Genomic DNA, 24,992 nt, shown 5'->3' on the forward strand with positions numbered 1-24,992 from the left:
GGAGTAAACATGCAACGGATCTACCCGCAGGGTGTCCCGTGTTGGGTCGACACAGAACAGCCTGACGTCGAGGCCGCCAAGGAGTTCTACGGCGGCCTCTTCGGCTGGACCTTTGAAGACGTGATGCCGCCGGGGGCGCCAGGAAGGTATCTGATAGCACGGCTCGACGGGCAGGATGTCGGCGGACTGGCCGGCGGCGCAGGGGGAACCACAGCGTGGAACACGTACGTGGCAGTAGATGACGCGGATGCTGCAGTGAACAGACTGGCCGCAGCCGGAGCCAAGGTGCTGTCTCCGCCGGAAGATGCAGGTGAGGGCGGGCGCAGCGCGGTCCTGGCCGACCCGCAAGGAGTGGTGTTCCGCATCTGGCAGGCCAAGCGGCGTTTAGGCGCCCAAGCCGTCAACCAGCCAGGGGCTTGGAATTTCAGTGACTTGCACACGGCGGACCGCAACGAAGCCATTGCGTTTTACGAGAACGCCTTCGGATGGCAGGTGGATGACGTCGGCTTCGGGCTGATGATTCGCCGTCCGGGCTACGGTGACCACCTTGAGGCGACCATCTACCCGGACATCAGGAAGCGTCAGACAGATTTCTCCGCCCCGCCCGGCTTCGAGGATGCCATCGCCTGGATCGGCGACACCTCAACCAACGAGCCTCCACACTGGCACGTCACCTTCGCCGTGGCCGACCGGGACCAGGCGGTCCTTGACGCCGAACGGCTTGGCGCGCAGGTCCTCAGCCAGGAGGACACCGGGTGGACGCGTCAGGCATTGATCCGGGATCCGCAGGGAGCGGAATTCACGGCCAGCCAGTTCACGCCGCCCACGGGCTAGTCCCTCATCCGCCATCCACTGCCTTAACGCGCCAGGACTCCCCCGACGGCCGCGGCCACGGCTTCCTTGATCCGCCCGTGGAGCTGCCGGAGCGAACGGCGGTCCGTGCGGACTTCCACGATGCTGCGTCCCGCCACCGGTTGGCCGAGCGCTTCGGCGAGTCCCGCCGTCGTACTCACGACGGAATGCCCGACGCCGTACGCCGCGGCGAGTGCCGCGATGTCCACGGAGTGCGGGGTGCTGAAGAGGCGTTCGACGGCATCTCCGTAGCGGCCGCCTTCCGCGACGGCGCCGTGCTCGAGGAGGCCGAAGATGGCGCCGCCCGAATCGTTGAGCACCACGATCCGCAGCTCCGGCTGCTCCTCCCCCGCGCCGAGGAGCAAACCGCCGGCGTCGTGCAGGAAGGTTACGTCGCCGAGCAGGACGGTGGTTTCCTGCCGCCCGCCGAGTGCGATGCCGGTGGCCGTGGAGATGGTGCCGTCGATGCCGGCGAGGCCGCGGTTGGCGTACACGGTGGCGGCAGGTTCAGGAGCGGGCAGGCCGGCCAGGTCTACGTCGCGGATCCCGTTGGAGGAGCCCAGCAGCAGCTGGCCGCGGGTGTGCTGCCAGACGAGGGACCCCACGGACGGTCCGGTTGCCGCGGCCTCGGCCGACAGCACCCCGTCCAGGGCATGCTGCGCCGCCGACCCCGCCAACAGCCAGGTATCCAGCCACGCCCCGGCGCCGCGGCCGGCGAAATCGGCGAGGTCCGCCAGGTTCTCCAGCGGCAGCTCGGTGCGCCGGCCGGGCTCGTACCAGGCGACGGGAACCGGCTGGTACAGGGCAGCCTGGACGTCGGACCGGGCAAGGAGCGCCGCCACCGGCCGGGACAGCGTGGGCCGGCCGAACAGCACCACCCGCTCAATCGGCTGCGCGGCAGAGGGCCCGAAATGCTCCAGCAGCAGCCGGTACGGGCCCACCGCGTTCGGCCCGAACCGGGCGTTGGATGACGGTTCGGCGAGCAGCGGAAGGTTGTGGGCGCGGGCAAACGCCTCGGCGACGGGACCGGCGTCGTGCCCGGCGAGGACAACCGTCCGCCGTTCCGGCAGCTCATCCGGCGCCGGCGGCAGGTTCATGACCAGCGGTTCGGTGCCGATGCGGTAGCGCTGCCGCTCCACCTCGGTGGGCAGCGCCTCCTCCGGCGACGGCACCAGCGGGTCGCGGAAGGCAAGGTTGAGCTGGACCGGGCCGGGCGGCAGGTCGGGAAAGGCGCCAGTGGCTGCGGACAGGCCGGTCTGGATGGCACGTTCCGGGCTGCTGCCGGCGGGAACATCGGCCGCGAAGCGCACCTGCTCGCCGAAGAGGTCCGGCTGGATGGTGGTCTGGTTGGCGCCGGTGCCGCGGAGTTCGTCGGGCCTGTCTGCCGACAGCACAATCAGCGGGACGGCGGCGTGGTTGGCTTCCATCACGGCGGGCAGCAGGTTCCCGACGGCGGTCCCGGACGTGGTCAGGACGGCCGCGGGCGAGCCGGTGGAGAGAGCCAGCCCCAGGGCTGTGAACCCGGCGGCCCGCTCATCGATCCGGACCAGCAGCTCCACCCGGCCCTCCGCGGACGCCTCCGCCAGCGCGTATGCAATGGGGGCCGACCGCGAACCCGGCGAAACCACCACGTGCCGCACACCGCCGTCGAGCAGGATTCCGACGGCGATCCGCGCCGCCGCGAGGGCGCTCAGCTCAGGGGCGGTGTCCGTAGCGTCGGGGGCAGAGTCGTTCAGCGAAGTCACCAAACCAGTCTGCCATCACCGACGCCCCATCACCTTTCGCACCAAAAGCCCAAACGCCCAATCACCTTTCGCGCCAAAACCCCAAACGCCCCATCACCTTTCGGCCGTGGCCTTGCAGGAGGTGATGGGGCGTCGCCGGAAAAGCAGCGGAAGGTGATGGGGCGTCGCAGAAAAACCTGCGAAAGGTGAGAGAGCGTCTGAAAACGACAGGCTCAATCCCCCGGCACGGATTTAGGCGTCGGTGCGGAACACCTGGATCACGGACGGGCGCGGCGCGCGGGCCTGGCCGGGAGCCGGCGTGGTACCTGCCGGGACGTAGTCCGGGAAGAAGGAAACCTGCTTCTCGAAGGTGCCGTCCTCGCCCGGGTGCTGCACCGCTACGAACACGGTGCGCTCCTCGTCGTGGATGATGGGGCCGCAGGTCTCAGCGTCACGCGGGACGGCGAGGAACTGCTCCACCTTGCCGCGTTCTGCGCCGTCCAAAGTGACTTTGAACAGGGCATCCGCCCGGCCAATACCGGAGGGCGCGCCGTCAGTGGAGATCCACAGGTTGCCCACGGAGTCGAAGGCCAGGTTGTCCGGGCAGGAGATGGGCGAGACCTTGTCCACCGGGAAGCCGGAGAAGTAGGTGACGTCGCCCTGCGCCGGATCGCCGCAGACCATGAGCAGGTTCCAGGTGAACTTGGTGGAGGTCTGGTCACCGGTTTCGGTGATTTCCACGATGTGCCCGTCGCGGTTCTGGTTGCGCGGGTTGACCTCGGTTGCGCCTTCGTTGGATCCAACACCGCGGTTGGAGTTGTTGGTGCAGGCAACGTAGACCTTGCCCGTGAACGGATTCGGCTCCACGTCCTCGCAGCGGTCCATCTTGGTGGGGCCAACCTTGTCGGCGGCCAGGCGGGTGTACACCAGGACCTCTTCCACGGTCATGTCCTTCACAGCGGACTTGCCGTCCACCACCAGGGGCAGCCATTCACCGACGCCGTCGAAGGCGCCGTCAGCGGGAACAGCGCCGGTGCCGGTGATCTCAGCGGCAGGTGAGTTGCCCGTGAACTTGGCGACGTACAGGCTGCCGGCGGACAGCAGCGTCATGTTGTGCGCCCGGTCACCCTCGCGGTACTTGTCCTTGGAAACGAACTTGTAGAGGTAGTCGAAGCGCTCGTCGTCGCCGGAGTACGCCACCGCATGCCCGGACTTGGCGATGATGACATTGGCGCCCTCGTGCTTGAAGCGGCCCAGCATGGAGTGCTTCTTCGGGGTGGAGTCGGGGTCGAAGGGGTCAACTTCCACGATCCAGCCGAAGCGGTTGGCCTCATTCTCGTAGCCGGGGTTGCGGGTGTCCCAGCGCGGTTCGTCCAGCTCCCACTGCCGGGCTGTGGGCTTGGAGGTGATGCCGTAGCGCTTGTCGCCGTCAGAGGTGCCGTTGCCGACGAAGTAGCCCTGGAAGTTTTCCTCGCCGGACAGGATGGTGCCCCATGGGGTGGTACCGCCGGCGCAGTTGCCCAGCGTTCCCTTGATGAAGCGGCCGGCCTGGTCGTCTTTCGTCTTGACCAGGGAAGAACCGGCGGCCGGGCCGGTCAGTTCGTACACAGTGTTGTTCAGGAAGCGGCGGTTCAACTCCGCACCCTTGACGTAGGTCCACGGCTTGTTCTTGTTCTTGCGCTCCAGCTCCACCACAGAGAGGCCATGTGCGGCTGCCCCCACGGCACGCATCTGCTGGGCGGGCATGGTGGGCGGGAACATGATGTTCTCGTTGGTGTATTCGTGGTTGGAGAACAGGACTGCGCGGCGGCCCTTGCTGCCCGGGATTTCCAGGATGTCCGTGTAGTCGTTGTTGTAGCCGAACTGTTTTTCCTGGGCTGCAACAGTCTGGTTGTTGATGTCGAACTCGGGCGTGCCATTGAAGATGGGGTCACCCCAGCGGATGACCGGCTGCCAGGTGAAGCCTTCCGGCACGGTGACGGCGTCCACCATGGCGTCAATCGACGGGATGGGCGTGAACTGGAGCTTGGACTTGCCGAAGCCTTCCTTCGCGGCCTTGGACAGGCCGGCGGCGGAAGCTGATTCGGGAGAGGTCACGGCTGAACCGAGGACGACGGCGAGCGCGCCGGCGGCACCGAAGCCCAGGGCGGCGCGGCGGGACATGGTGGCGGAGGCGATGTCGCGGAAGTAGCTGTTGGAGCTGGTGTTGCACACGTCGCCGGCGCACGCGTTGTCGCATTTCAGTGCACAGGTGACGGCACTGCGCTTGCCCTTAGTGTGGCCGAGCATCGGCAGCAGGGTGAATTTGCGGGCAGTCGTTTCAGACATGGGGGCCTTCCAGGGAAAATCGATGCGGTTCGCCCACCCTGTCAGCCGATTTCTACGTCAAGTAGTCAGTAGGGTGAACCCAGGGTAAACCCGCCGGTAACCCGTGGTGACCTGCGAAAATGTGATAGGGGGTCCCAGGTAAAGCCGCGTTAAGTGATAGAGGGTTGCTGCGGAGCGAGGAATGCGTGGACGCGGCGGAGCCGCGCGAGCCACCAGTCCCGGCGCTCGGGTGAAGCCGCATACTGCTCGAGCAGCCCGGCGTCGGCGGCAACGTCGCGGAGCCGGATGGCGCCGTCGTCGGCCACCAGCGGATCCTTGGTGATGTCGGATTCGAACAGGGATACCGTACCCAGCCCGCACGCGTAGGGCAGTTCCGGAAGGGAAGCCGCCAAGGCCAGCCCGGCGCGGATGCCCACCGAGGTGTCCAGCGCGGAGCTGACGACGGCGGGCAGCCCGGCCTGCGCCACGATGTCCAGTGCGCGGCGCACTCCCCCAAGCGGCGCCACCTTGACCACGATCAGGTCGGCAGCTCCGGCCCGTGCCACGCGAAGGGGGTCGGACTCCTTGCGGACGCTTTCGTCGGCGGCGATGAGCACGGGCGTGCCGGCCGCCCGCAGCGCGCGGCGAACCTCGGCGAGCCCTTCGATGGTGGGCACGGGCTGCTCCGCGTATTCAAGCCCGACGGCGGACAGCCGGGTGAGTGCCTCAACCGCGGTGGGTACGTCCCAGCCGCCGTTGGCGTCCACGCGGATGGCGGCTTCGGGCAGCGCGGCACGGACGGCGGCGAGGCGGGCGGCGTCGTCGTCAAGGGTCTGGCCCTGCTCGGCAACCTTGACCTTGACGGCGTCCACCCGGCCGAAGCGGGCCAGGACGTCCGGAACCCGGTCAGCCGGAACGGCGGGGACGGTCGCGTTAACCGGGATGACAGACCGTACAGGCGGCGGGAAGCCGGACCAGGCGGCCTCGATGGCGGCGGCGAGCCACCGGGATGCCTCTGCGTCGGCATACTCCGGGAACGGGCAGAACTCGCCCCAGCCGGCCGGACCGCGCAGCAGCAGTGCTTCGCGTTCCATGATTCCCCGGAACTTCACGCGCATGGGAAGGCTGACCACGTGGGCGGACGCAAGCAATTCATCGAAGCCAGGAATGTCGGCGGAAGGGACAGCTGGGCGGGAGGGCATGGATTCACTGTACAAGCGGGGACTGGAACCCCTTTCAATGCATATCGATATCGATATATGATGTGGTCATGGCACGGGCAGCAACAACGTCGGACGCGTTCAATGCGGTGGCCGAGCCCCGCCGCCGGGAGATCCTGGATGCCCTGGCGGGCGGCGAACGGCCGGTGAACGATCTGGTGGACCTCCTGGACCTGGCCCAGCCGCACGTCTCCCGGCACTTGCGCGTCCTGCGGGCTGTGGGCGTGGTGGACGTGCGCGGTGAAGGCCGGCAGCGGCTGTACCGGCTGAATCCGCAGGCCCTGAAGCCCATCCACGACTGGGTGGCCGGCTACCGGCACCTCTGGGAGGAACGGCTGGACGCCCTGGAGGACGTGCTGGAGGACCTCAAGGAACAGGAAAACCAAGAGAAGGACTAGGGCAATGGCACAGACAGGCAGCGGCACCATGAGCGTCACCCTCCCCGGCGACCAGGAAATCCTCATCACCCGGACGCTCAACGCACCCCGGCACCTGGTCTACAGGGCGTGGACCACACCGGAGCTCGTCAAAAAGTGGTGGCCCGGCAGGCGCGGCGAGATGACCGTCGTCGAAATGGACTTCCGGGTGGGCGGGGCCTGGCGGTACGTCATGCTGGCCCACGGCCACTTCGAGCTGGCCTTACACGGGACGTACCGCGAGATTGTGCCCAACGAACGGATTGTGCACACGGAGGTCATGGAAACTCCGGACGCGGCACCGGACAGCGAGGAGGGGGCAGTGGTAAACACGGTCACCTTCAAGGATGCCGACGGCGGCGCCACCCTGGTCAGTATCCGCACCGACGCTGGCAGCAGGGAAGTCCGCGACATGATTGCTGGGTCCGGCATGGAGGGCGGCGTGCGGGAGCAGTTCGAGATCATCGAGGAGCTGGCGGTGGCGCTGGCGTAGCTGCTCCTCGGGGTCTTCAAGAGGGCGGGCCTGCGCTTGCGGCGCAGTCCCAGCTTTCTGTGAAATCCTTGAACGGATGACTCTTTCACGGCAAGCAACCGCCAGGACCGCAGCCCGCCCCGCACCGGGATCGGGTTTCCTCTTCGTGCTTGCCACCCTGGCCTGCGTCACAGGGCTCATGGCCACGTACTACTACTTCGTGCAGACCACCACCGGGCAGTTCATCGACGAGTCGGCCCTGGTGGAAGCCGTGGAGCTGCATGGCCCTGCCGGCAAGGCGACCACAAGATTCCTGGACCTGCTGCCCACCATCTCGCTGGTGATGGCCGCCGTCGTGGTGCTCTTTGTCACGGTGATCAGGCGGCGCTGGACCGAAGCAGCCATCGCGGTGGCAGCGTGCATCGGCGCGAACCTGGCAACCCAGGTTTTGAAGGCCCTGCTCCCGGCCCGTCCGGACAAGGGCGTGGTGACGCTGGACCTGAACTCGCTGCCGTCCGGGCACACCACGCTGGCGGCGTCCGCGGCCGCGGCGGTGTTCCTCATGGCGTCGCCGCGCTGGCGCCCGATGGCGGGTTTTGTGGGCGGTTCGTTCGCGATCGCCTCCGGGGTGTCCACCCTGATCAACCAGTGGCACCGGCCTGCCGATGTGGTGGCGGCGTTCCTGCTGGTGGGCGCGTTCATGATCCCGGCCGGCTGGCTCATTGTCCGGCGCGGGTCCTGGAATGCGTGGGACGGGTTCGGCGGCCACATCGGCTCGGCCCGGATCTGGCTGACGCTGCCGGTCATGATCGGGCTGGCGTCGGCGGCGGTAGCCTCGTACTCGCTGCTCCGGCTGGCGCCCAGCCCGTGGCAGGAGGCCAGCACCACCAACTATTTCTGGGCCGGGATCTCGCTGATCGTGATCGCGGGGTATCTGGCCACGGTGGCCACCACCTCGCTGTTCGCCTACGCCGCCCGACGCCGGGACTCACCCAGGCGCTAGGGTCACCTCCGCAGCCCCAGCCCAACCAGGTAGCACTAAGTGTCGTTTTGATGGCTCATAACGGCAGTTACTGCTACCTACTTGGGCGGGTAGGACGGGGGTTAGTCGCGGGCGTTGAGCCGGGCCAGCAGCAGGGCCTCGGCCAGGATGGCGTTTTCGAAGTCACCCAGATGGATGGACTCGTTCGCGCCGTGAGCGCGGGAGTCGGGGTCCTCGGCGCCGGTGATCAGGATGTCCGCCTGGGGGTACAGCTTGTTGAGGATGTTGACGGCGGGGATGGACCCGCCAACGCCCATGGACACGGCGGGCACTCCCCACGCCTCCTCCATCGCCGAGAGCATCAGCCGGGACACCGGGGAGGACGCATCGCCGGCAAATCCTTCGGTCCGGCCGCCCGGCGTAAAGGTGACGTCAGCACCAAAGGGAACGTGTGACTCGACATGCCGCCGGACCGCTTCCATGGCGGCAGCGGTGTCGCTGGCTGGTGCAAGGCTTAGGCTGAACCGGGCCCGTGCCACCGGCTGCAGCGTGTCAGAGGAGAGCGCCACGGAAGGGGCATCCACACCGATGATGGCCAGTGCAGGCTTGGTCCACAGCCGCGAGGTGATGCTGCCCGTCCCCGTGAGGGGGACGCCCGGCCGGACGCGCGCGTCAGCCCGGAACTCGGCTTCCGTCAGCACGGGCCCGGAAGACTCCGAAGCAGGCAGGCCCTCCACGGCCACGCTCCCGTCGTCGTGATGGAACGTTGCGAGGAGCCGGGACAGCGCCGCGACGGCGTCCACCACTGGCCCGCCGTAGGTTCCTGAATGCAGGGCGTTGTCCAGCACCCGGACCTCCACGGTCCCCAGAATCAGCCCGCGCAAGCTGGTGGTGAGCGCGGGAACGCCCACTTTCCAGTTTCCGGAGTCGGCCACTACCAGCACGTCCGCCTTGAGCAGGTCCCCGTGCCGTTGCAGCATCAGGGGCAGGCTGGGCGACCCCGCCTCCTCCTCGCCGTCGATGAACACGGTCACGCCCAGGCCGAGCCCGTCGCCGAGCACCCGGAGCACGGTGCGGACGGCAGCCACATGCAGGAGCACCCCGGCTTTGTTGTCGGCCACTCCCCTGCCCCAGAGCCGGCCGTCCCGCGCCACGACTTCGAACGGTGGGCTCTCCCACAGCTCCACGTCCCCTGCGGGCTGGACGTCATAGTGGGCGTACAGCAGGATGGTCGGCTTGCCCGGCCGCGCAGGCCGGCGTCCCACCACCGCGGGCGCCCCGGGCGCGCCGTCCGGCCGTGGCGCCTGCAGAACGTCGACGTCGGCCATCCCGACATCGCGGAGCAGGCCAGCCACCTGCTGGGCTGCCTTGTCCAGCTGCGACGGGTCGAAGGCCTCCCACGCCATGGCCGGGATCCGCACCAGTGAGGACAGTTCGTCGACGACGGCGGGAAAGTCCGCCGCGACGGCTTGGCGCAATCGGGGCAGCAGGGACATCAGCCCACCCTGTGGCGCTGCAGCCACATTTCCAGCAGGGCGAACTGCCACAGCACGTTGCTGTTCACGGGGGTCCGCTGGATATTGGGATCCGCGAGCAGACCGTCGATGTAGGCGGGCCGGAAGAGTCCGCGCTGTTTGGCCTCCGGGGCATGCAGGGCATCCCGCACCATGGAGATAAACGGTTCTTCAAGGTGCCGCAGGGCCGGAACGGGGAAGTATCCCTTGGGCCGGTCGATGATGGCTGCGGGCAGCATCTGCCGGCCCAGGTCCTTCAGGATTCCCTTCCCGTCCTGCGAGGCCTTGAGTCCGGGCGGGCAGGCGGCGGCGAGCTCCACCAACTCATGGTCAAGGAACGGGACACGGGCCTCGATGCCCCACGCCATGGACATGTTGTCCAGCCGTTTGACGGGGTCGTCCACCATCAGCAGGTGGGTGTCCAGCCGGAGGACGGCGTCCAGTGCGGTATCGGCTCCGGGTGTTTCCAGATGGGCGGCCAGGACCTTGCGGCTTACATCGGATCCGCAGAACCATTCAGGTTCAAGGATCCCCATGAGGTCCTCGTGGCTGTGGTCCACGAAGGATGCCGAGAAGGTCCGGAGGGCGTCCCGGCGGCCGGCCGAGGCGAGCGGCTGATGGTAGGCGTAGCCGGCAAAGACTTCATCGGCGCCCTGTCCGCACTGCACCACCTTCACCTGCTCCGAGACCGTCCTGCAGAGCAGGTGGAAAGCGGTCACATCGTGGCTGGCCATGGGCTCGGACATCGCACCCACCGCGCCATCGATGGACGGGGCGAACTCGGACGTGCTGACGTGGAGCCGCTCATGGCGGGTGCCGAACTCCCGTGCAACCAGGTCGGAGTAGGCAAACTCATTGCCCGCGTCCCCGCCGGCGCCGTCGAATCCTATGCTAAAGGTGGAAAGCCCGTGCTGGCCCTCCTCGGCCAGCAGGGCAACCAGCAGGCTCGAATCCAGGCCCCCGGACAAAAGGACACCCACCGGCACGTCGGCCACCATCCGCCGTCGTACTGCCGTTCGTAAGGCATCCCGGACGGCGTCCTGCCAGTCCGCAGCCGACCACCCGGACCGCGAAGCATCGCGCGTGTAATCAGGGCGCCAGTACTCGCGGTCCTGCCAGGTTCCGTCGGCGCGGACAGTACGGATGGTCGCCGCCGGCAGCTTCTGGACCCCGCGCAGGATGGTCCGCGGCGCCGGAACGATCGAATGCCAGCTGAGGTAGTGGTGCAGCGCAACCTCGTCCAGGGACGTGTCCACGCCGCCGGACGCCACCAGCGCGGGGAGCGTGGAGGCGAAGCGCAGCTTACCGGGCAGGTGGGAAACGTAGACCGGCTTGATGCCCAGCCGGTCGCGGACCAGGAGGACTTCCTGCCGCCGCGGATCGAACAACGCGATGGCGAACATGCCCACCAGGTGGTGGACAAAGTCGTCGCCCCACTTCCGGTAGGCCTTGAGGATCACTTCGGTGTCGCTGGTTGTCCGGAAGGTAAACTCCGGCTCGAGCTCCCTCCGCAGGTCGCGATAGTTGTAGATGCAGCCGTTGAAGGTGAGGGCCAGGCCGCCGTCGTCCAGCATCGGCTGCGCCCCCGCCGAAGACAGGTCGATGATGCTCAGCCGCTGGTGTCCCAGGGCAACCCAGCCGGCGTCGTCCCAGATCCCCCTTCCGTCGGGTCCGCGGGAGGTCATGGCCCCCATCATTGCGAGGACGGGCTCCCGGGAGGCCGTCTTACCGTTGAAGGCGATTTCGCCTGCTATTCCGCACATAACTTCCTCGTTTCCTGCGGCCTACAGCGATCTATGCTGCTCTTCGCGGACCACCCTGATGGTCTTCAGGGACGGGTCGGCGGGATCGGGCAGGACCATGCCGGCCTCCACCCCGCTGCGAAGGTAATCGATGGCGGCTTTGTTGATCCTTTCCCCGGGCAGCAACAGCGGAACGCCCGGCGGGTAAGGGGTGGCCATTTCGGCGGCGATGCGGCCGGGTGCCTCCTCCGCGGGGACGTTTTCCACCGGGCCGAAGAAGGCATCCCGGGGCAGCATCACCGTCTCCAGGAAGAGGTCCTCCTCATCAGGAATTACGACGGCGGGCGGCCGGGGCAGGTCCGGGGCGGCAACGGTGAGTGCGCGGAGGGCATCGAGGAGCCGCTGTGCGGTTTCGCTGTCATCGGAGACAGAGATGACGGCTTCGGTCCGGCGGTGGTCCGTGGTGCCCATGTCCACCCGGCAGTTTTCGCGCAGCCAATCCGTGGCCTGGAAACCGCTGATTCCAAGTTCTGAAACGTCGATCATGATGTGCAGGATGTCCAGGTCGTGGGAGGCTTCGGCGTGGACCAGTTCGTCTTCCAGGACATGCAGGCCGGGCAGTGCATCGATGTCCCGGCGGAGTCCTCGGGCCAGTTCGAGGGCTTTGTCAATCATCGATTTGCCCTCCTGCATCATCTGCCGGCGCCACCCGTCCATGGCGGCGTACAGCATAACGTTGGCGCTGGTGGTGGACAGGACGTCGGCGCACTGGTTCAGTCGGACCGGGTCCACCAGGTTTCCCTGCAAATGGAAAATGGAGCCTTGCTCAAAGCCGAGCCCCATCTTGTGCACGCTGACGACGCAGATGTCCGCGCCCGCATTCATCGCCCAGGTGGGTGTGTCCGGGTGGAACGGCAGCTGCGCGCCCCACGCCTCGTCCACGATCAGCGGTTTGCCCCGCTTGTGGCAGATTTCGGCGATCGCTTCGATGTCCGCGCATGTGCCGTAGGGAGTGGGGCTGACGATCAGCGCGGCGGAGGCGTCCGGGTACCGCTGCCACATCTCCTCCACGGTCTCCGGCGCCGGCGGATGGGAGAGCTTGAGCTCGTTGTCCCACTTGGGTTTGATCCACCGCGGCTGCAGCCCGGAGAGCACCAGCCCCGAGACCACGGATTTGTGCGCGTCGCGGCTGATCAGGAGCTCCCCTTCTCCACGGGTGACGGCCAGGATCGCTGCCTTCACGGACAGGGAGCTTCCGCAGGTCGAGAAGAAGGCCATGTCGGCATTGACCGCCTCGGCCATCAACTGCTCCGCCTTCTGCAGGTAGCCGTTGGAGGACTTCCGGTCGTCCAGGCCCGAGGAGGCAACGACGTCGGACTTGAAGCTCTGTTCGCCCAGCACCTCCAGCACACGCGGATCGACGCCGCGGCCCTGGCGGTGGGCGGGCGGCGTGAAGCCGTACCTGTCGAGTTTCTGGTGTTCAGCCAGCGCATCGAGCACCGGTGTTTCATTCTGGTCCATCTGCCCTCCCGGGTAGTTCGCCTAAATTCCCTGTTCAGCCGTGAGCAGGGATGTCTGTGAGCTTTCGGATAGGTGTGGCAGGCAGGCAGGTGACGTCGGCGGCGTCGGCGATGACGCCGCAAAGGCTGCCGGTGGTGGCGTGGACGGCCCGCTGCCTGGCGGCCCCTGTTCCCCTGTTCAGGACCTGGAACAGCAAACCCTCCACTGTGCCGAATTCGCCCTGGTCCCGCAGCACGGGCTGGATATGGTCCAGCAGGGACATCGCGACCTCGAAGGCAGCGCGGGGCTTGCCGGTCAGCGGATCCAACAGCTGCCCGTCCAGCCCGTAGCGGCCCGCCTGCCAGGCAGCGAGCCGAAGCTGCGCGGCGGACGCGGGCACGGGCGGCACGCCGGAGCGCCATTGCCGGGCTGCCGTTTCCGCCAAGGCCCGCACCAGGCCGGCGAGCAGGACGGCGTCGTCGGCAAACAGGCACACGTCGCCCACCCGGATCTCAACGGTGGGATGGCGGTGGCTGAGCCTCGCGTCAAAGTAGATTTGCCCCTTGTCCAACGGAACTCCCGAGGTGAGGATCTCCTGCACCTGCGCGTGGTAGGCCTTTGCGGAACCGAAAATCTCGCAGGGCCCGGCGGTGGGCCACCTGTTCCAGGCCTGGGAGCGGTAGCTTGCGTAGCCGGAATCCACGCCGTTCCAGAACGGGGAGTTGGCGGTGATGGCCGTCAGGACCGGGAGCCAGATCCGGATCCGGTCAAGGATGGCCACGCCTTCCTCGTCCGACTCGACCTCCACATGCACGTGGCAGCCGCAGGTCAGCTGTTCCACCGCCGTTAGGCCGAACCGCTCCATCATCCGCTGGTACCGCAGGCCCGGCGTAGTGGTGGATTGCACGGGCAGGGGTGACGTCGCCAGGGCCACGGAACGCGCTCCGGCCGCTCGGGCTGTGGCGTCTGCACTCATCCGCCGTGCAGTGATGTCCTGCGCGAGTTCCTCCAGGGTGATCCTGGGAAGGGTGCAGGTTTCAATCTGTTCCTGCTTCATCTCGCTGCTGAGGCCGTCGTCGGCCAGGCTCTCCAGCACTTGGCCCAAAGGAACAGCGTGGCCGTCGGTGAAGTCGAGGATCAGGAACTCTTCCTCGACACCCATGCGGCGCATCAGCGCAGCTCCTTGGAACCGGCGCTTCCCCTGCGGCGGACGTGCCCGGCAGCAGGACGACAGATGGGGACAAGATAAGCCATGACTACTCCTCGGTTGAACCCGTGGGGCGTTGGCTTAACCTCCGTTGGTCACCACATCGTAAGCATGCTTAGTTCCTGTCCGCAAGTCGTGGGGAGTCAACTGCCCCCCAAAGAGGGGCAGTTATACAGGGCGGGCTAGAAGGCTTCGGGCTGGATGGAGATCGTCCCCGTGGCGGCGGACGCTGCCATCGATGCGGACGAGACCGACGACGGCGTGGCCGGCAGCAGGCGGGACAGGTACTTTGCCCGGGCTGCTTCGACGAACCCGCGGAACAGCCCGAAGTCCTCGGGCAGTTCCTCCGGGTGCCATTGGATGCCCAGCGTAAAGGTGTTAGCCGGGTACTCGATGGCTTCCACCACCTGGTCCTCGCTCCACGCGGCGGCAATCAGCCCCTCGCCGAGCCGGTCCACCGCCTGATGGTGGGCCACGGGGACAATCTGGGTGTCCGGGCCAATCAGGCGGGCAAGCTGCGAGTCAGGCCGGAGATCGACAGGGATCTGGTTGAAAGCGTAGCCGCCCAGCTGGTACTGCCCGTTCCCCACGACGTCGGGCAGGTGCTGGTGCAGGGTGCCGCCCAGCGTGACGTTGAGCAGCTGCTCCCCGCGGCAGATGCACAGCAGCGGCACGTCCTGTCTGAGTGCTTCCCGGATCAGGGCCTGTTCCCAGGCGTCTCGATCACGCCGGGGCTCCCCGGTTTCGGGATGGGCTTCCTGGCCGTAGAGGGCGGGATCAACATCCCAGCCTCCTGGGATGAGCAGCCCGTCCAGCCTGCCCACCAGGGCTTCGACCACGCCGGGGGCCACAGGCTGGGGCGGCAGGAGGGTGGGCACGCCGCCCGCTGCAATGATGGGGGCAAGGTACGTCTCGGGAAGGAACGCCGCGCTGACTGTGCCGCAGCCGGCGGTGCCGGCAGGCTCAAGGTAGGTGCTGAGGCCGATGATGGGCTTCACGGCGGCGTCGGTCGTTTCCAAGGTTTTCCTTCCAGGCGAATTCTCTGCCTTTAAGGATATGAGAGTGGCGGCCCTGCTTTGTTTCAAGCGGATGAAGATCACATCTCAGTTTCGGTGTCGCGCCTTTCATCCATGGCGGCGGCAAGCTCGACGTCGTCAAGGTACCTGGCAGCCGGCCATCCGGTGGCGGCGGCCAGCCTCTCCAGGGATGCCAGATGCTGGCGCGCCAGTTCGATGGCAAGTTGCTCCATGATTGCCGGCCCGTTCCGTACGATCAGGTCGCTGAGGTAGACCTGGAGCCGGCCTGCCAGACGGCCTCCGGCTTCTGCGTCTGCCGCTGCAAGCCGGGTCAGGGCGGCGGCAGCCATGGCGGGCCTGTCGCTGAAGAGTTCCATGAACTGTCCTCCGCATGTGTGTGGATGGGAACTACCAGGACTGGCAATACCCGGCGCAGCCTCTTCGCGGCCCGCTAAAAGGCAAGGCCCCCGCCCGGGAGGGAGGTGCGCGCCGGCACTCCCACCCACGTCTCGTACTCGGGCACGTCCTGCACAACCGCCGCACCCATCCCCACTGACGAATAATCACCCACGGACAAGCCGTCACCAATGCCGGCGTTCACGCCTATGTGGACGCCCCGGCCCACCCGCACGCCCTCTCCCAGCGAGGACCCGGCGGAGAACGTGGTGAAGTCCCCTGCCTGCAGGGCCCAGCCCAGAGTCACGGACGGCATCACCACCGTGTGGTTCCCCAGTGACACCTGCGGTCCAACCGTGGCGTGCCGCAGCAGGATGCTTCCCGGGCCGATCCGGCAGTCGTCCGGCAGGCGGATGTCCGGATCCAGCACTGTGCCATACCGGTTGCCTTCCACACCCGACTGGGTAAGCCGCTCCACCACCGCTTCCCTATCCCGTCCTAAGGGCAGGCACACTGCGAAGAGCGCCTTTGGGAACATGGCGGCGTCCTCGAAGGCGCCGAGGACGGGGGCGCCGTCGATCAGGACGTCGAGGAGTTGGGGGTCGTCATCAAGGATCCCCAGGACGTCGTACTGGCCGCTGGCGCGCACGGTCAGCAGCACTTCGCGCGCCAGTCCAGTGGCGGCCAGCAACAGCAATTCGCTCAAGGGGTGTCGCTTCCGGGCCCGGGAGGCGGGCAGCAGGTCTATGGCTTGCCCGGACACCGCTTCTTGGCTCCTGGCTGTTGGTCGGGGCATCGGCGATTCGAGGATCAATCCGCCAGCGTGCCCAAATACAAGTTAACGCCGCGGCAGGTCCCCGGGAAGACGGCACAGGAAACAGGGTTGGTTTATGGGGTTTTCCTGCGGATTTAGGGGATTGCCGCTGATGACCAAATCCTGTTGAGAACTTGAAGGTTTCTTGAGTGATTCAGCGCCATATTTTGATCCATGCAATGGATAGTTGCTCTTGCCGGGCCCCTGGGCCTCGGCCGGATGGCTCTCCTGAAGCCATAGACTCCTGGCGGCGTCTTGAAGTAGGCGCCGCCAGGTACCCGCCCTGGTCCGAATTACGACGGCGGACGCGCACCGAGTGCCTGGCCTCGGCCCCACCGGAAGGCCCGATACAAATACCGGCTTACCTCCGCCAAAACTTTCCCAAACTGGCTGAGTATTCCCGTTTGAACTCACACGCCAGCTCGGCAGAAGCTGGTGCCACTATGTGGGGGGACATAGCGGCACCTGCTTCCGCCGAGCTGGCCTCTTTGCTCCTAGGCGGTGGCTGACACGCAGATCACCTTGTCGCTGTTGTTGCCTTGCTCCAACTTCAAAACTGCAGTGGCGGTAATCTGCGTTTGATTGGCATATGTGGCCACCACGCGGACGGTCAGCTGGGGTGTCGATCGGTTGGCAACAATGATCGGCGAGGTAATTGTCAGGCCTACGGTGCTCGCCGTTCCCAAGCTGACCTCATCCATGTACGAAGGTCCGTACGTTCCGTTTGGTTGCAGGGCAGCATAGGTCAGAGATGCTGGGGCACTGGACCCGGTAGCCGTCAAAGTAGCGGTCTTCTGCGGATTGTCGTTGTGGCATGTGAACCCAGTGAAGCCAGAGCCCGGCCATGTCGCCGCAGCCGTGACCGTCATGGTCGCCGTGGCGCTCTGCTGCCATAATGCTGACGCGGATGCACCACCCAGGCCCAGCAGCACAGTCAGCACAAACGCACCGACGGCCGTTGCCGCACCTGGAAGATTCCGAATCCGGGCCATTACTTTCCCTCAGCAGCCCGGCTGCGACGCGATGCGCGCACGGACTTGAAAACCAGGATGGCGCCATAACCGATGAGCCCGACAGCGGCGATGATGGTCCATGCGTCACGGTCGGAGTTCCCAAGGGCATTGGCCAGGAAACCAACATACGGAACCGCGTAGAACAGCTTGCCCTTCATCTGGATCTCACGGACAGGGTCGGCGTCGTTAGCACCGTTGTTGTCGCCCTTGGTGATGAGGGTTTTCTCACCCTGTTGGGTGGCACCGAAGCCCACCACCCGGTGCGTTTCGACCTCGGGCCGCCCCGAGTGCAGCTGGAACGTGACCACGTCACCGTACTGAATCTCATCGAATGGCACGGGCTTCATCACCAGGAACGTTCCTGGTGGGAACTTCGGTGCCATGGAGTTGGTGAGCACCGTGTAGGTGTGCGAGCCGGTCACGACGGGGATGACAAGCAGGATCATCGCGGCGAACAATGCGATGATCATGGCAGCCATGCTCAGGATCCGTCCGACGGCGGTCCATGCATCAGAGCCGGTGCCCCCAGTTTTTTCGGCGCCCGACGGCGCTTGCACCAAGTGCCTCCCTTCCCCTTGGGGAATTGCGTTGGCAACGGGCCGTTCCGTCAAGTCAGCAGCCACTTGGCACCCCACAGAGCTGACGTGCGGTGAGCTGAAGAGAGATGTTCACTGCTTGTCCTTTCACTGACGACGGGGCATTAGAGCTAAGACTTGCTTGGAAGCAGAAGACGGTGGATCCGCCCTTGCCCACTGCGGGGGATGACAATCCGGCTGAACCGATGGGTGCGTAGCCCGCGATGGTGCTGCACTCCGCGGAGGAGGTGGCAGTTTTGGCGTAGAAGATGACGTAGGTTGACAGGCTGCCACCGGCGACGTTCGTTACGGTACCCAGGCCGGCCGTGATGACCGTGTTGAAGGATCCCCCGGCGTTGGTGTTGTTCGTGACCACGATTCCCCCGTAGACCGAAGTCCCGGGCACCAACGTGGCGGAGGGCGTCATGGCCAGGTTGGCGGAAGTTTTTCCGTCGGCCAGGGTCATGTTGGTTGCCCGCCCCGATGGAACATCGGCAAGTGCCATGTCGAACGATGCGGCTGTCACCGTACCCGGGGCGGCAATCGCACTGGCACTCCATAGCGCATACGTGCCCTGCACCGTCAGGAGGCCCAGGATCACTGCTGCGGCGACGAGTGCCGTTGCCTGCAGTGAGCGCTTGATGCGCATGGTTCCTCCCTGGTCCTGTTTCCGATCGCGAAGGCGGGTGGTGGTTCTGCCACCCGCCAGCGTCAGATTAGACCTGCGGTTCTACGAGGCCGGCACCTTCAACGACTTGCTGAACCGTGTACTTGACGTCGCCCAGGTTGTAGTTGGTGGCTACGTCAGACCGACCACTGGTGGTGCTCTTGAATTCGAATACCGTGGAAGCGGTCACCGTCTGGGTGTCGCTGCCGCTGACCGGCGCGAGACGTGAAGCCGTGGCTCCGGTGCTGGTCTTCAGCAGCAGCGGGGAGATGGTGACGTTGGCGGCAGTGAAGTTATTGACTGAATTTGCACCCGTCAACACAATGTCGGCCGCCATCTTATTGCCAACCAGCGTTACGGTCAGATTCTGGGTGTACGTGAGTTTGTCGCCCGGAACCACCTTGTAGGTGGCGATGTTGATGGTGGCACCGGCACGGTCGGTCCAAACGCCGGCAGCTGCTGTTACGTTCAGGTCACCGGAGACGATGGTGCCCGGGGCGGCTGAGACCGATTCGTTCCAGGCTGCCAGCGTTCCGCCGCCGCCCAGCAGCAGGGCCGCGCCTACGGCGATGGCTGCGGTTCCCTTGATCAGAGTGCTGTTCTTCATGATGTGTCCCCTCAGACTTTTGTGTGTGGTCTAGCTGGGAACAACAATGCATGGGCTTTATCAGGAATTTTGGGGGGAAAACGTCAAAGTTTGCTCAAGAAATTGAAGGTTAAAGTGGCCTCTGACCTGCGTGTTTAGCTGTCACTGCCTGGCTTGGAACTCCCCGGCCGGCCCGGCTCGTACAGGTCGATGATCGGCAGGTGCCCGTCGGTGCGGATAGCGTCGCCGCCGCCGTTGCGGTGGTGGTAGCCGCTGGAGTAGTTGAGGATCACGTGCACCGACTCCACGGCGCGGGCCGCCCGGAGCGTCTCAATGATGAAGTCGCGTTCCTCGTCTGTCCGGTCGGCGATCTTGTGCGTGATCTGGAATGTAAAGAGGGACAGTCCAACGCTCCTGTCGTAAGTCCCGGCGCCAACCCAGTCCACGGACAACCCGCCGGGCAGCATCCAGCCGGCCGGGCATTTCCAGAACCGGACGTGGTGGCGTTTGCGCGGGTTGCCGTCGATCTCGCGCTGGAACGCCAGGTCCTGCTTGTTGCCGAAAACGTACAGCGAACTGACGGGCGCCGCCGGGTAACTCCGGCCCAACAGGGTTGACGTCAGGGTGCGCCACGCCGTTGCGAGGTTAATCGGGGCGGCCTCCACCCAGCCGGCAGTCAGCATCGCCTTCCGCAGTTCCTCCCCCGTTCCCACCACGGCCAGGTTCACGGGGTCACCCAGGACCCCGTCCCCGGTCCGGGTCCTGCCGATGAAGTAGTCCGGGATGTACAGGCTGCTCAGGATTTTGTGGATGCGCGGCAGCAGCGCGTACGCAAGAATCAGCCACACCGGAAGGAACACCCAGGCCTGCTCGGGCCCGCGGGAGAGCCGCGACAGCAGGAAAAACCACACCGCCCAGCCCACCGCGACGGTGACCACCAGATAGAGCAGCCGCTGCAGCACGGCCAGGACCGTGGCCCACCGGCTCTGGCGCCGCTCCACCCGGTTCGGGGAACGCGAATGGTCCGGTTCATGCGGAACTGGCCGCCCGCCGTCGTACCTTCCGCCGGGATCAGGAACGCGGCTCACGGCTCGTCGGGGGTCAGCTGCTCCACGATAATCCGGGCCGTTTCGTGATCCCCAAGGATCCGGAAGTGCCCGGCCGTGGGCAGCTCGATGTTGGTGGCACCGGGAAGGACGCTGCCCTCCGGGATGTGCGGGTCGAACGGGCCGTAGATGGAGGTGATCCGGCTGTTGATGGCTTCCTCGCGCGCCAGCTGGAGGGTCAGCGCGTTGCTGGGCGAGAAGATCCGCAGGCTCGGCAGCAGCATGTACTTCGCGTAGCGGGACCCGGAAAACGGCGTGCACACCGTGATCATCCGCGAGATCCTGCCCTCGGGGTCCAGGTTCAGCATGGCGTACTTGCCGATCAGCCCGCCCTTGCTGTGCGCCACGATCGCCGCGTCCCGCAGCCCGGCTTCCTCCAAATGCTGCGCCACCAGCCGCGCCGCCACGGGGACGTCCAGCTTGTTGCGCTGCAGCACCGTGACCACGTGGACGGGATGGCCGGCGTCGTGGATGGACCGGATCAGCGGCATCATGAACTGCCAGTTTTCGTACACGCCCGGGATGATCAGCACAGGACTCAGGTGGCCCTTGTGGAAGGAACCCGGCTGCACCCGGGACAGCATGCCCTGGACCTGGCAGACCGCGGCATAGACGTAGTCCTGCGCCCACCACACGGCCTTCTGCAGCGGACTGCTCCGGGCAGGTGCCCCCGTTTCACTCATCTGTTGAGGATAACGGGTCAGTAGTTGCGGCGGTGCTTTAGCCGGGGAATAACGACGGCGAATACCGCCGCCGCCGCGAACCCCAGGACGCCCGTGGCTGAGATCCCCGCGCCCAGTGAGGCGAGCGCCGTCACGCCCGAAAGCAGGACCGGCCCGCCGGTGGACCCGGCATCGGCCATAAACCGCCACAGTCCCAGGAACTGGCCCCGGCCCCGGTCCGGCGAGAAGTCCGCGCCGAGCGTCATCACCAGCCCTGAGCTGATGCCGTTGCCGAACCCGATCAGCAGCGCCGCCAGCAGCAGCCCCACAAAGGACCCGGTCAGCGGAATCAGCAGCAGCGCGGTACCCATCAGCAGCGTGGACGGTACGGCCACAAACTGCCGGCCCTTGCGGTCCATGAGCTTGCCGGCCGGATAGAACACCAGCATGTCGATCGCTCCGGACAGGCCGTAAATCAGCGAGGCGGAGGTGGCGTCGAAGCCCAGGTGGTCGGCCCACAGCGGGATCACCACCTGCCGTGAGGATCGCAGCGCGCTCAGCAGCAGGATGCCCACACCCAGCGAGAGGAACACGCCCGCATGGGACACCGCGACGCTCCGGAGGGTGGGCTCCGGACCCTTGTGTCCGCCGGCGGGCACGCCTACCGCGGCAAGATCCGGGATGGTGAGGGACAGCAGCGCGGCGGCCGCCATGGCTATCACACCCACCCAGTACGCACCGCCGATGCCGGAGAACTGCATCACCGCCGCACCCAGGAACGGGCCGATGAACACGCCGATCCGGTTCACGCCGCCCAGCGTGGACAGCGCCCGTGCCCGGAACTGCACGGGCACAGCCTCGGTGAGGTACTTCTGGCGGGCCAGGCCAAAGACGCTTCCGGACATGCCGACGACGGCCATCGCCGCCGCGAGCAGCCAGAGCCCGTCGGGCACCAGCGAGGTCAGTCCCGCTGCCGCCAGCGCCAACGCTGCGGCGACGGCGGCACCCACGATGGACCACCGCTCACCGAACTTGAGGGTCACCAGGGAGGCCGGCAGGTTGAAGAACCAGGATCCCAGCCCCATCAGCGTGACGATCAGCGCCGCGACGGCCACCGAGGCGCCCAGGTCCCGGGCGGTCAGCGCCACCACCGGCAAGATGGCGCCGGTGCCGATTCCATAGAGCAATGTGGGCCCGAACGCGGCCACCGCGATGCTGCGCAGGCTGAAGGGCTGCTGGTTTTCGGGGGAAGTCATCAGATTTATTTTATGGCCGTGAGCAGCGGGCAATTTGCATGTATGGCCCGGGACACATCAGCGCAAATTCGGGGGTCACAAATGGCCCGCGGAGGAGTAGCGTTCGACTTATGGGGCGTTGTTCCGCGCCCACAGCCAAGGGGAGGTCATTCGATGGGTGAAGTGTGGATCCGCACGCTCGGCAACGGGCTGGTCCGGGCAGACAGAGTCACCGAAATTTCATCCACCCGGGGATCCCTCCATGAGGACCAGGGGTATTCGCTGAAGGTCATCGTGGACGGCAAGGGCCATGTGCTGATTGACGACGCCGACCTCCAGGGCACCCTGGCCGAACGGCTCGAGTATGCGCGGCACATGGAGGACGCCCTGCTGCTCGCCATCGACGAGGCAAAGGAAAGCGACGTCTCGATGGTGATCTCCTACGAGCCGGAACGCGAGCGGTGGTCGTCCGCCCCGGTGACAGTCTTAACCGGCAGCATCCCCGTCATCAGTTAGGCGGCAGGCTCACTGCCGTCCGCTGCGGTTCCGGCCGCGCTTCTTGCGCGTCACGGGTTTCCTTCGTGTCCGGGGTTTCCTTCGTGTCCCGGTTTTCACCCGTGCGCGCCGGCAGCCCGCTGATGCTCGTGCGGGTAAAGCAGAGCGCCCACAGCGCAACCACCAGCACCACCACCAGCACCCAGGGCAGGTCCGGCCATGCCAGCATGAAGGGCACGGCCACAGCCACCGCGGTGACGATCAGCAGGTACCAGGTGACGTACCACCACGGGTTGGCGGGCGGATTGCGGGTGGGGTCGCTGGATTGCCGGAAGGACGGCTTCCGCATGCGCTGCAGCCGGTTGTGGAGCACACCCCACACCGGCCCGTTGAGCAGTCCGATGAGAACAGCCGCAAACACGGCGGTGGTCACCGCAAGCACACCCCAGTTTTCCCAGTGCCCCCAGTGGTAGGACGGGCCCGAGCACAGCCAGGAGGACCACCACGGATCCTGGCCACCTCCGGGCGGGCCGCACTGGACCCGGTTCCGCGCCCAGTCCTGCGAACCCAGCCAGGCGAGCGCGGCCGGGGCGCTCAGCGCAGCGGTGAGGATCGAGAGGAGCCGGGTCACCCCCAAGCTCTTGACCATCACGCGGTGCGGCCGGAGCCGCCGGTCGCCGTCGAGCCCGCGCAGCACGAGGCCGTGCGGGTCTGCCGGCGGGTCCAGGATCAGCCGGGCCAGCGGATCGAGCACCTCCACCCGGTTGCTGGAGTACACGATGTGGTCGTAGATGAGCCCGGACCTGTTGTACACCGGGTGCTCCTCGGGGCCGGGCCCGCCATCGCCGGCGGTATCCCTGGCATAGAGCTTTCCGAACACGGGAAGCGGCCCGTTCTCGTGGGTGGAAATGGGCCCGGCGGGGACGAAGTCGAACTTGCCCCACACGTTGATCCAGCGGGGCCGGTCCGGGTTGGCCAGCCAGTCCGTCACCGGGTCCTCCCCCGTTCCGCCGCCCCACTGCGCGTAGCCCAGCAGGTCCAGGCCGCTGCCCACGCTGACGAAGTTGGTGGCCCGCGCCTGGTTCTGGAACAGGACCTGCCCGGTGATCGCGGCACCCTGGCTGTGCGCCACCACGGTCACCTGCGTCCTGCCGTCGTGGTCCCAGCGCTGGAGCGTGTCCACCACGCGCTGCCGCATCGCGGCCGCCTGCAGCGGCTTCCGCTTCCACACCTGCGGGTCGCCCAGGAAGTCCGCGAACAGGGACACGATTTTCCCGATCCACCGGCCCGGCCCCGGAATCCAGGCCAGAAGGATGATCAGCAGCAGCACCACCAGCACGGCCAGCAGGATGAAGAACCCGGCAGACGCCGCGATCAGGGTGAGCAGCATCTGCCGCAGCCGGGCCGCGAGCCACGCGGGGCTTGCCCGCCGGCGGCCGGGATAGAGGTTCCACCGGATCAGCTGAACGGAGCGTTTGTAGACGCGGAGGGCGGTGCGCAGTGCCCAGGAGTAGGTGGACGCGGCCGACGCCGGCTCGAAGTCCCTGCCCCAGGACGCCTCGGTCATGAGGACAGCGAGGTAGTCCGGCCTGCCGTCTGCATAGCCGCGCAGCACTTTCACCCACACCTCGGGTGCGTCCCCCACCGCGTTGGCCTTGGTGATGACCAGGTGCGGGCACGGGACGTCTCCGGGGACCAGGTCCAGGGACAGATCGTGCAGGCTGAGCATCAGCGGCTGGGCCCACTCCTGCAGGGTGCCGCCTTTGAGGGCCCGGCCCATGCCATGGACAAACACCACGGCGTGGTCCGGGGGCCTGCCCGGCACTTCCGCAGCGTCACCGCCGTCGTTGTCCTTGGTGGCATCCCCCAGGCCATCGCTCACGCGCTTGCCCATGGCTACATGATCCACCCGGGCCGGACGGAAGCGGAAGGCTGCAGGCCCCCTTCTTTCGCCGCCCGGCGCGGGGTAATGAAAAGACCATCCGATGTAATAAACGTCACCATGTTGCGTGGGTCACATTCGCCCCCTACTCTGGATGAGGCTGATGCAAACGGCCATAGCAAGAAGCTGCAGCGTCGCAGCCAATGCCGGGGAAGGCTTTACAACTTGAACTCTAAGCTGAACATTGTTGTCCGTATCGATCTCGACCATGCACGTGCAAAGGTGATTGCAAAGGGGCATATCACCGTCCACAGCGTCAACGCCCTATATGTAGTAGCAAAGCGGGCCAATTCCCTCAGGGAAGGCCTTGATTTGGAACTCGATATCTCCCACGCGTGGGTGGATGAAGCAGCCCTGGAGATGCTCCGGGCCTGTTCCGAAACCCACCATCTGCCAGCCAAAATCGATCCGCAGCAGGCGCCCTGCACCATCAGCGTCCTGGCCCCGCGGCGGAAGGCTCCGGCAGCAGCCACTCGCCTGGCCGCATAGGTCAAGGCAACGGCAACCCACAGCGCCCAGCGTCGGGCCCCGGGTTGCCACCCAAAACTT

The 24,992-nt window shown here is 66.4% G+C and carries 24 protein-coding genes; 6 read left to right on the top strand and 18 right to left on the bottom strand.

Annotation, left to right across the window (positions count from 1 at the left end):
* The first annotated feature begins 9 nt into the window (after positions 1-9).
* Positions 10-834: a VOC family protein gene (locus tag DXK94_RS20610; protein WP_115526360.1), complete on the top strand. Its 825-nt coding sequence runs from the start codon at positions 10-12 to the stop codon at positions 832-834.
* 23 nt (positions 835-857) lie between these two features.
* On the opposite strand, the gene menD is transcribed toward DXK94_RS20610, so the two are convergent.
* From menD to DXK94_RS20625, 3 genes are all read right to left on the bottom strand, one after another.
* Entirely contained in the window at positions 858-2,600 is a 1,743-nt protein-coding gene (gene menD / locus DXK94_RS20615; protein ID WP_115526361.1) for a 2-succinyl-5-enolpyruvyl-6-hydroxy-3-cyclohexene-1-carboxylic-acid synthase, read from the bottom strand.
* 228 nt (positions 2,601-2,828) lie between these two features.
* Entirely contained in the window at positions 2,829-4,904 is a 2,076-nt protein-coding gene (locus tag DXK94_RS20620) for a PhoX family phosphatase (RefSeq protein WP_115526362.1), read from the bottom strand.
* A 149-nt stretch (positions 4,905-5,053) separates the two neighbouring features.
* Positions 5,054-6,085: an o-succinylbenzoate synthase gene (locus DXK94_RS20625; protein ID WP_115526363.1), complete on the bottom strand. Its 1,032-nt coding sequence runs from the start codon at positions 6,083-6,085 to the stop codon at positions 5,054-5,056.
* Positions 6,086-6,153: 68 nt separating this feature from the next.
* Between DXK94_RS20625 and DXK94_RS20630 the strand changes: the two genes are divergently transcribed.
* The 3 genes from DXK94_RS20630 to DXK94_RS20640 all read left to right on the top strand — a co-directional run bounded on the left by DXK94_RS20630 (position 6,154) and on the right by DXK94_RS20640 (position 7,994).
* A complete protein-coding gene (locus DXK94_RS20630; RefSeq protein WP_115526461.1) occupies positions 6,154-6,501 on the top strand; it encodes a helix-turn-helix transcriptional regulator in 348 nt (115 codons plus the stop codon).
* Positions 6,502-6,505: 4 nt separating this feature from the next.
* The gene (locus tag DXK94_RS20635; RefSeq protein WP_115526364.1) at positions 6,506-7,012 is read left to right on the top strand and encodes an SRPBCC family protein; all 507 of its coding nucleotides are present in this window, start codon (positions 6,506-6,508) and stop codon (positions 7,010-7,012) included.
* A 76-nt stretch (positions 7,013-7,088) separates the two neighbouring features.
* Positions 7,089-7,994 (top strand): phosphatase PAP2 family protein, encoded by a 906-nt coding sequence (locus DXK94_RS20640; RefSeq protein ID WP_115526365.1) that lies wholly within the window; start codon positions 7,089-7,091, stop codon positions 7,992-7,994.
* Positions 7,995-8,095: 101 nt separating this feature from the next.
* Here the strand turns inward: DXK94_RS20640 and DXK94_RS20645 are convergent, their stop codons facing one another.
* The 14 genes from DXK94_RS20645 to DXK94_RS20710 form a co-directional block, all read right to left on the bottom strand.
* Positions 8,096-9,469, bottom strand: coding sequence for a M20/M25/M40 family metallo-hydrolase (locus DXK94_RS20645; RefSeq protein ID WP_115526366.1), 1,374 nt, complete (start codon positions 9,467-9,469; stop codon positions 8,096-8,098).
* On the bottom strand, positions 9,469-11,250 hold the full coding sequence (locus DXK94_RS20650) for an N-acetylglutaminylglutamine amidotransferase (protein WP_115526367.1): 1,782 nt from the start codon (positions 11,248-11,250) through the stop codon (positions 9,469-9,471). The genes DXK94_RS20645 and DXK94_RS20650 overlap by 1 nt, the downstream gene beginning before the upstream one ends.
* Positions 11,251-11,271: 21 nt before the next feature.
* Positions 11,272-12,750, bottom strand: a complete 1,479-nt coding sequence (locus DXK94_RS21865) for an aminotransferase class I/II-fold pyridoxal phosphate-dependent enzyme (protein WP_115526368.1) — start codon at positions 12,748-12,750, stop codon at positions 11,272-11,274.
* A gap of 34 nt (positions 12,751-12,784) precedes the next feature.
* Entirely contained in the window at positions 12,785-13,900 is a 1,116-nt protein-coding gene (locus DXK94_RS20660; protein WP_115526369.1) for a glutamate--cysteine ligase, read from the bottom strand.
* A gap of 218 nt (positions 13,901-14,118) precedes the next feature.
* Positions 14,119-14,955: a gamma-glutamyl-gamma-aminobutyrate hydrolase family protein gene (locus DXK94_RS20665; RefSeq protein ID WP_115526370.1), complete on the bottom strand. Its 837-nt coding sequence runs from the start codon at positions 14,953-14,955 to the stop codon at positions 14,119-14,121.
* A 77-nt stretch (positions 14,956-15,032) separates the two neighbouring features.
* Positions 15,033-15,329: a hypothetical protein gene (locus DXK94_RS20670; protein ID WP_115526371.1), complete on the bottom strand. Its 297-nt coding sequence runs from the start codon at positions 15,327-15,329 to the stop codon at positions 15,033-15,035.
* A 74-nt stretch (positions 15,330-15,403) separates the two neighbouring features.
* A complete protein-coding gene (locus tag DXK94_RS20675) occupies positions 15,404-16,054 on the bottom strand; it encodes an acetyltransferase (protein WP_115526372.1) in 651 nt (216 codons plus the stop codon).
* 602 nt (positions 16,055-16,656) lie between these two features.
* Positions 16,657-17,154 carry a hypothetical protein gene (locus tag DXK94_RS20680; RefSeq protein WP_115526373.1) on the bottom strand — a complete coding sequence of 166 codons (498 nt, stop codon included), beginning with the start codon at positions 17,152-17,154 and terminating at the stop codon, positions 16,657-16,659.
* Complete coding sequence (locus DXK94_RS20685; RefSeq protein ID WP_258868647.1) at positions 17,154-17,732, bottom strand: signal peptidase I; 579 nt, start codon at positions 17,730-17,732, stop codon at positions 17,154-17,156. The genes DXK94_RS20680 and DXK94_RS20685 overlap by 1 nt, the downstream gene beginning before the upstream one ends.
* Positions 17,733-17,787: 55 nt before the next feature.
* Entirely contained in the window at positions 17,788-18,399 is a 612-nt protein-coding gene (locus tag DXK94_RS20690; RefSeq protein ID WP_115526374.1) for a hypothetical protein, read from the bottom strand.
* A 67-nt stretch (positions 18,400-18,466) separates the two neighbouring features.
* Positions 18,467-19,024: an alternate-type signal peptide domain-containing protein gene (locus DXK94_RS20695; protein ID WP_115526375.1), complete on the bottom strand. Its 558-nt coding sequence runs from the start codon at positions 19,022-19,024 to the stop codon at positions 18,467-18,469.
* Positions 19,025-19,158: 134 nt separating this feature from the next.
* On the bottom strand, positions 19,159-20,091 hold the full coding sequence (locus DXK94_RS20700; RefSeq protein WP_115526376.1) for an LssY C-terminal domain-containing protein: 933 nt from the start codon (positions 20,089-20,091) through the stop codon (positions 19,159-19,161).
* The gene (locus DXK94_RS20705) at positions 20,088-20,792 is read right to left on the bottom strand and encodes a triacylglycerol lipase (RefSeq protein ID WP_079596501.1); all 705 of its coding nucleotides are present in this window, start codon (positions 20,790-20,792) and stop codon (positions 20,088-20,090) included. The genes DXK94_RS20700 and DXK94_RS20705 overlap by 4 nt, the downstream gene beginning before the upstream one ends.
* A 17-nt stretch (positions 20,793-20,809) precedes the next feature.
* Complete coding sequence (locus DXK94_RS20710) at positions 20,810-22,027, bottom strand: MFS transporter (protein ID WP_115526377.1); 1,218 nt, start codon at positions 22,025-22,027, stop codon at positions 20,810-20,812.
* 153 nt (positions 22,028-22,180) lie between these two features.
* Here DXK94_RS20710 and DXK94_RS20715 point away from each other — a divergent pair, with 153 nt between their 5' ends.
* Positions 22,181-22,522, top strand: a complete 342-nt coding sequence (locus DXK94_RS20715; RefSeq protein ID WP_079596499.1) for a hypothetical protein — start codon at positions 22,181-22,183, stop codon at positions 22,520-22,522.
* Here DXK94_RS20715 and DXK94_RS20720 read toward each other — a convergent pair.
* The gene (locus DXK94_RS20720; RefSeq protein ID WP_115526378.1) at positions 22,515-24,395 is read right to left on the bottom strand and encodes a hypothetical protein; all 1,881 of its coding nucleotides are present in this window, start codon (positions 24,393-24,395) and stop codon (positions 22,515-22,517) included. The two genes, DXK94_RS20715 and DXK94_RS20720, sit on opposite strands and share 8 nt — an antisense overlap.
* A 213-nt stretch (positions 24,396-24,608) precedes the next feature.
* Here DXK94_RS20720 and DXK94_RS20725 point away from each other — a divergent pair, with 213 nt between their 5' ends.
* Positions 24,609-24,932 (top strand): hypothetical protein, encoded by a 324-nt coding sequence (locus DXK94_RS20725; protein ID WP_079596497.1) that lies wholly within the window; start codon positions 24,609-24,611, stop codon positions 24,930-24,932.
* Positions 24,933-24,992: the final 60 nt, after the last annotated feature.

This window comes from Arthrobacter sp. RT-1 (genome assembly GCF_003367205.1).
Classification (GTDB): Bacteria; Actinomycetota; Actinomycetes; order Actinomycetales; family Micrococcaceae; genus Arthrobacter.

What these genes read in the sequence shown, in the direction of transcription:
- DXK94_RS20690 (WP_115526374.1), bottom strand. Translation starts at nt 18,399, where the DNA reads ATGCGCATCAAGCGCTCACTGCAGGCAACGGCACTCGTCGCCGCAGCA.
- DXK94_RS20650 (WP_115526367.1), bottom strand. Translation starts at nt 11,250, where the DNA reads ATGTGCGGAATAGCAGGCGAAATCGCCTTCAACGGTAAGACGGCCTCC.
- DXK94_RS20705 (WP_079596501.1), bottom strand. Translation starts at nt 20,792, where the DNA reads ATGAGTGAAACGGGGGCACCTGCCCGGAGCAGTCCGCTGCAGAAGGCC.
- DXK94_RS20610 (WP_115526360.1), top strand. Translation starts at nt 10, where the DNA reads ATGCAACGGATCTACCCGCAGGGTGTCCCGTGTTGGGTCGACACAGAA.
- DXK94_RS20625 (WP_115526363.1), bottom strand. Translation starts at nt 6,085, where the DNA reads ATGCCCTCCCGCCCAGCTGTCCCTTCCGCCGACATTCCTGGCTTCGAT.
- DXK94_RS20680 (WP_115526373.1), bottom strand. Translation starts at nt 17,154, where the DNA reads ATGGCCCGGATTCGGAATCTTCCAGGTGCGGCAACGGCCGTCGGTGCG.
- DXK94_RS20660 (WP_115526369.1), bottom strand. Translation starts at nt 13,900, where the DNA reads ATGCGCCGCATGGGTGTCGAGGAAGAGTTCCTGATCCTCGACTTCACC.
- DXK94_RS21865 (WP_115526368.1), bottom strand. Translation starts at nt 12,750, where the DNA reads ATGGACCAGAATGAAACACCGGTGCTCGATGCGCTGGCTGAACACCAG.
- DXK94_RS20640 (WP_115526365.1), top strand. Translation starts at nt 7,089, where the DNA reads ATGACTCTTTCACGGCAAGCAACCGCCAGGACCGCAGCCCGCCCCGCA.
- DXK94_RS20720 (WP_115526378.1), bottom strand. Translation starts at nt 24,395, where the DNA reads ATGGGCAAGCGCGTGAGCGATGGCCTGGGGGATGCCACCAAGGACAAC.
- DXK94_RS20645 (WP_115526366.1), bottom strand. Translation starts at nt 9,469, where the DNA reads ATGTCCCTGCTGCCCCGATTGCGCCAAGCCGTCGCGGCGGACTTTCCC.
- DXK94_RS20635 (WP_115526364.1), top strand. Translation starts at nt 6,506, where the DNA reads ATGGCACAGACAGGCAGCGGCACCATGAGCGTCACCCTCCCCGGCGAC.
- DXK94_RS20695 (WP_115526375.1), bottom strand. Translation starts at nt 19,024, where the DNA reads ATGAAGAACAGCACTCTGATCAAGGGAACCGCAGCCATCGCCGTAGGC.
- DXK94_RS20630 (WP_115526461.1), top strand. Translation starts at nt 6,154, where the DNA reads ATGGCACGGGCAGCAACAACGTCGGACGCGTTCAATGCGGTGGCCGAG.
- DXK94_RS20710 (WP_115526377.1), bottom strand. Translation starts at nt 22,027, where the DNA reads ATGACTTCCCCCGAAAACCAGCAGCCCTTCAGCCTGCGCAGCATCGCG.
- DXK94_RS20670 (WP_115526371.1), bottom strand. Translation starts at nt 15,329, where the DNA reads ATGGAACTCTTCAGCGACAGGCCCGCCATGGCTGCCGCCGCCCTGACC.
- DXK94_RS20715 (WP_079596499.1), top strand. Translation starts at nt 22,181, where the DNA reads ATGGGTGAAGTGTGGATCCGCACGCTCGGCAACGGGCTGGTCCGGGCA.
- DXK94_RS20620 (WP_115526362.1), bottom strand. Translation starts at nt 4,904, where the DNA reads ATGTCTGAAACGACTGCCCGCAAATTCACCCTGCTGCCGATGCTCGGC.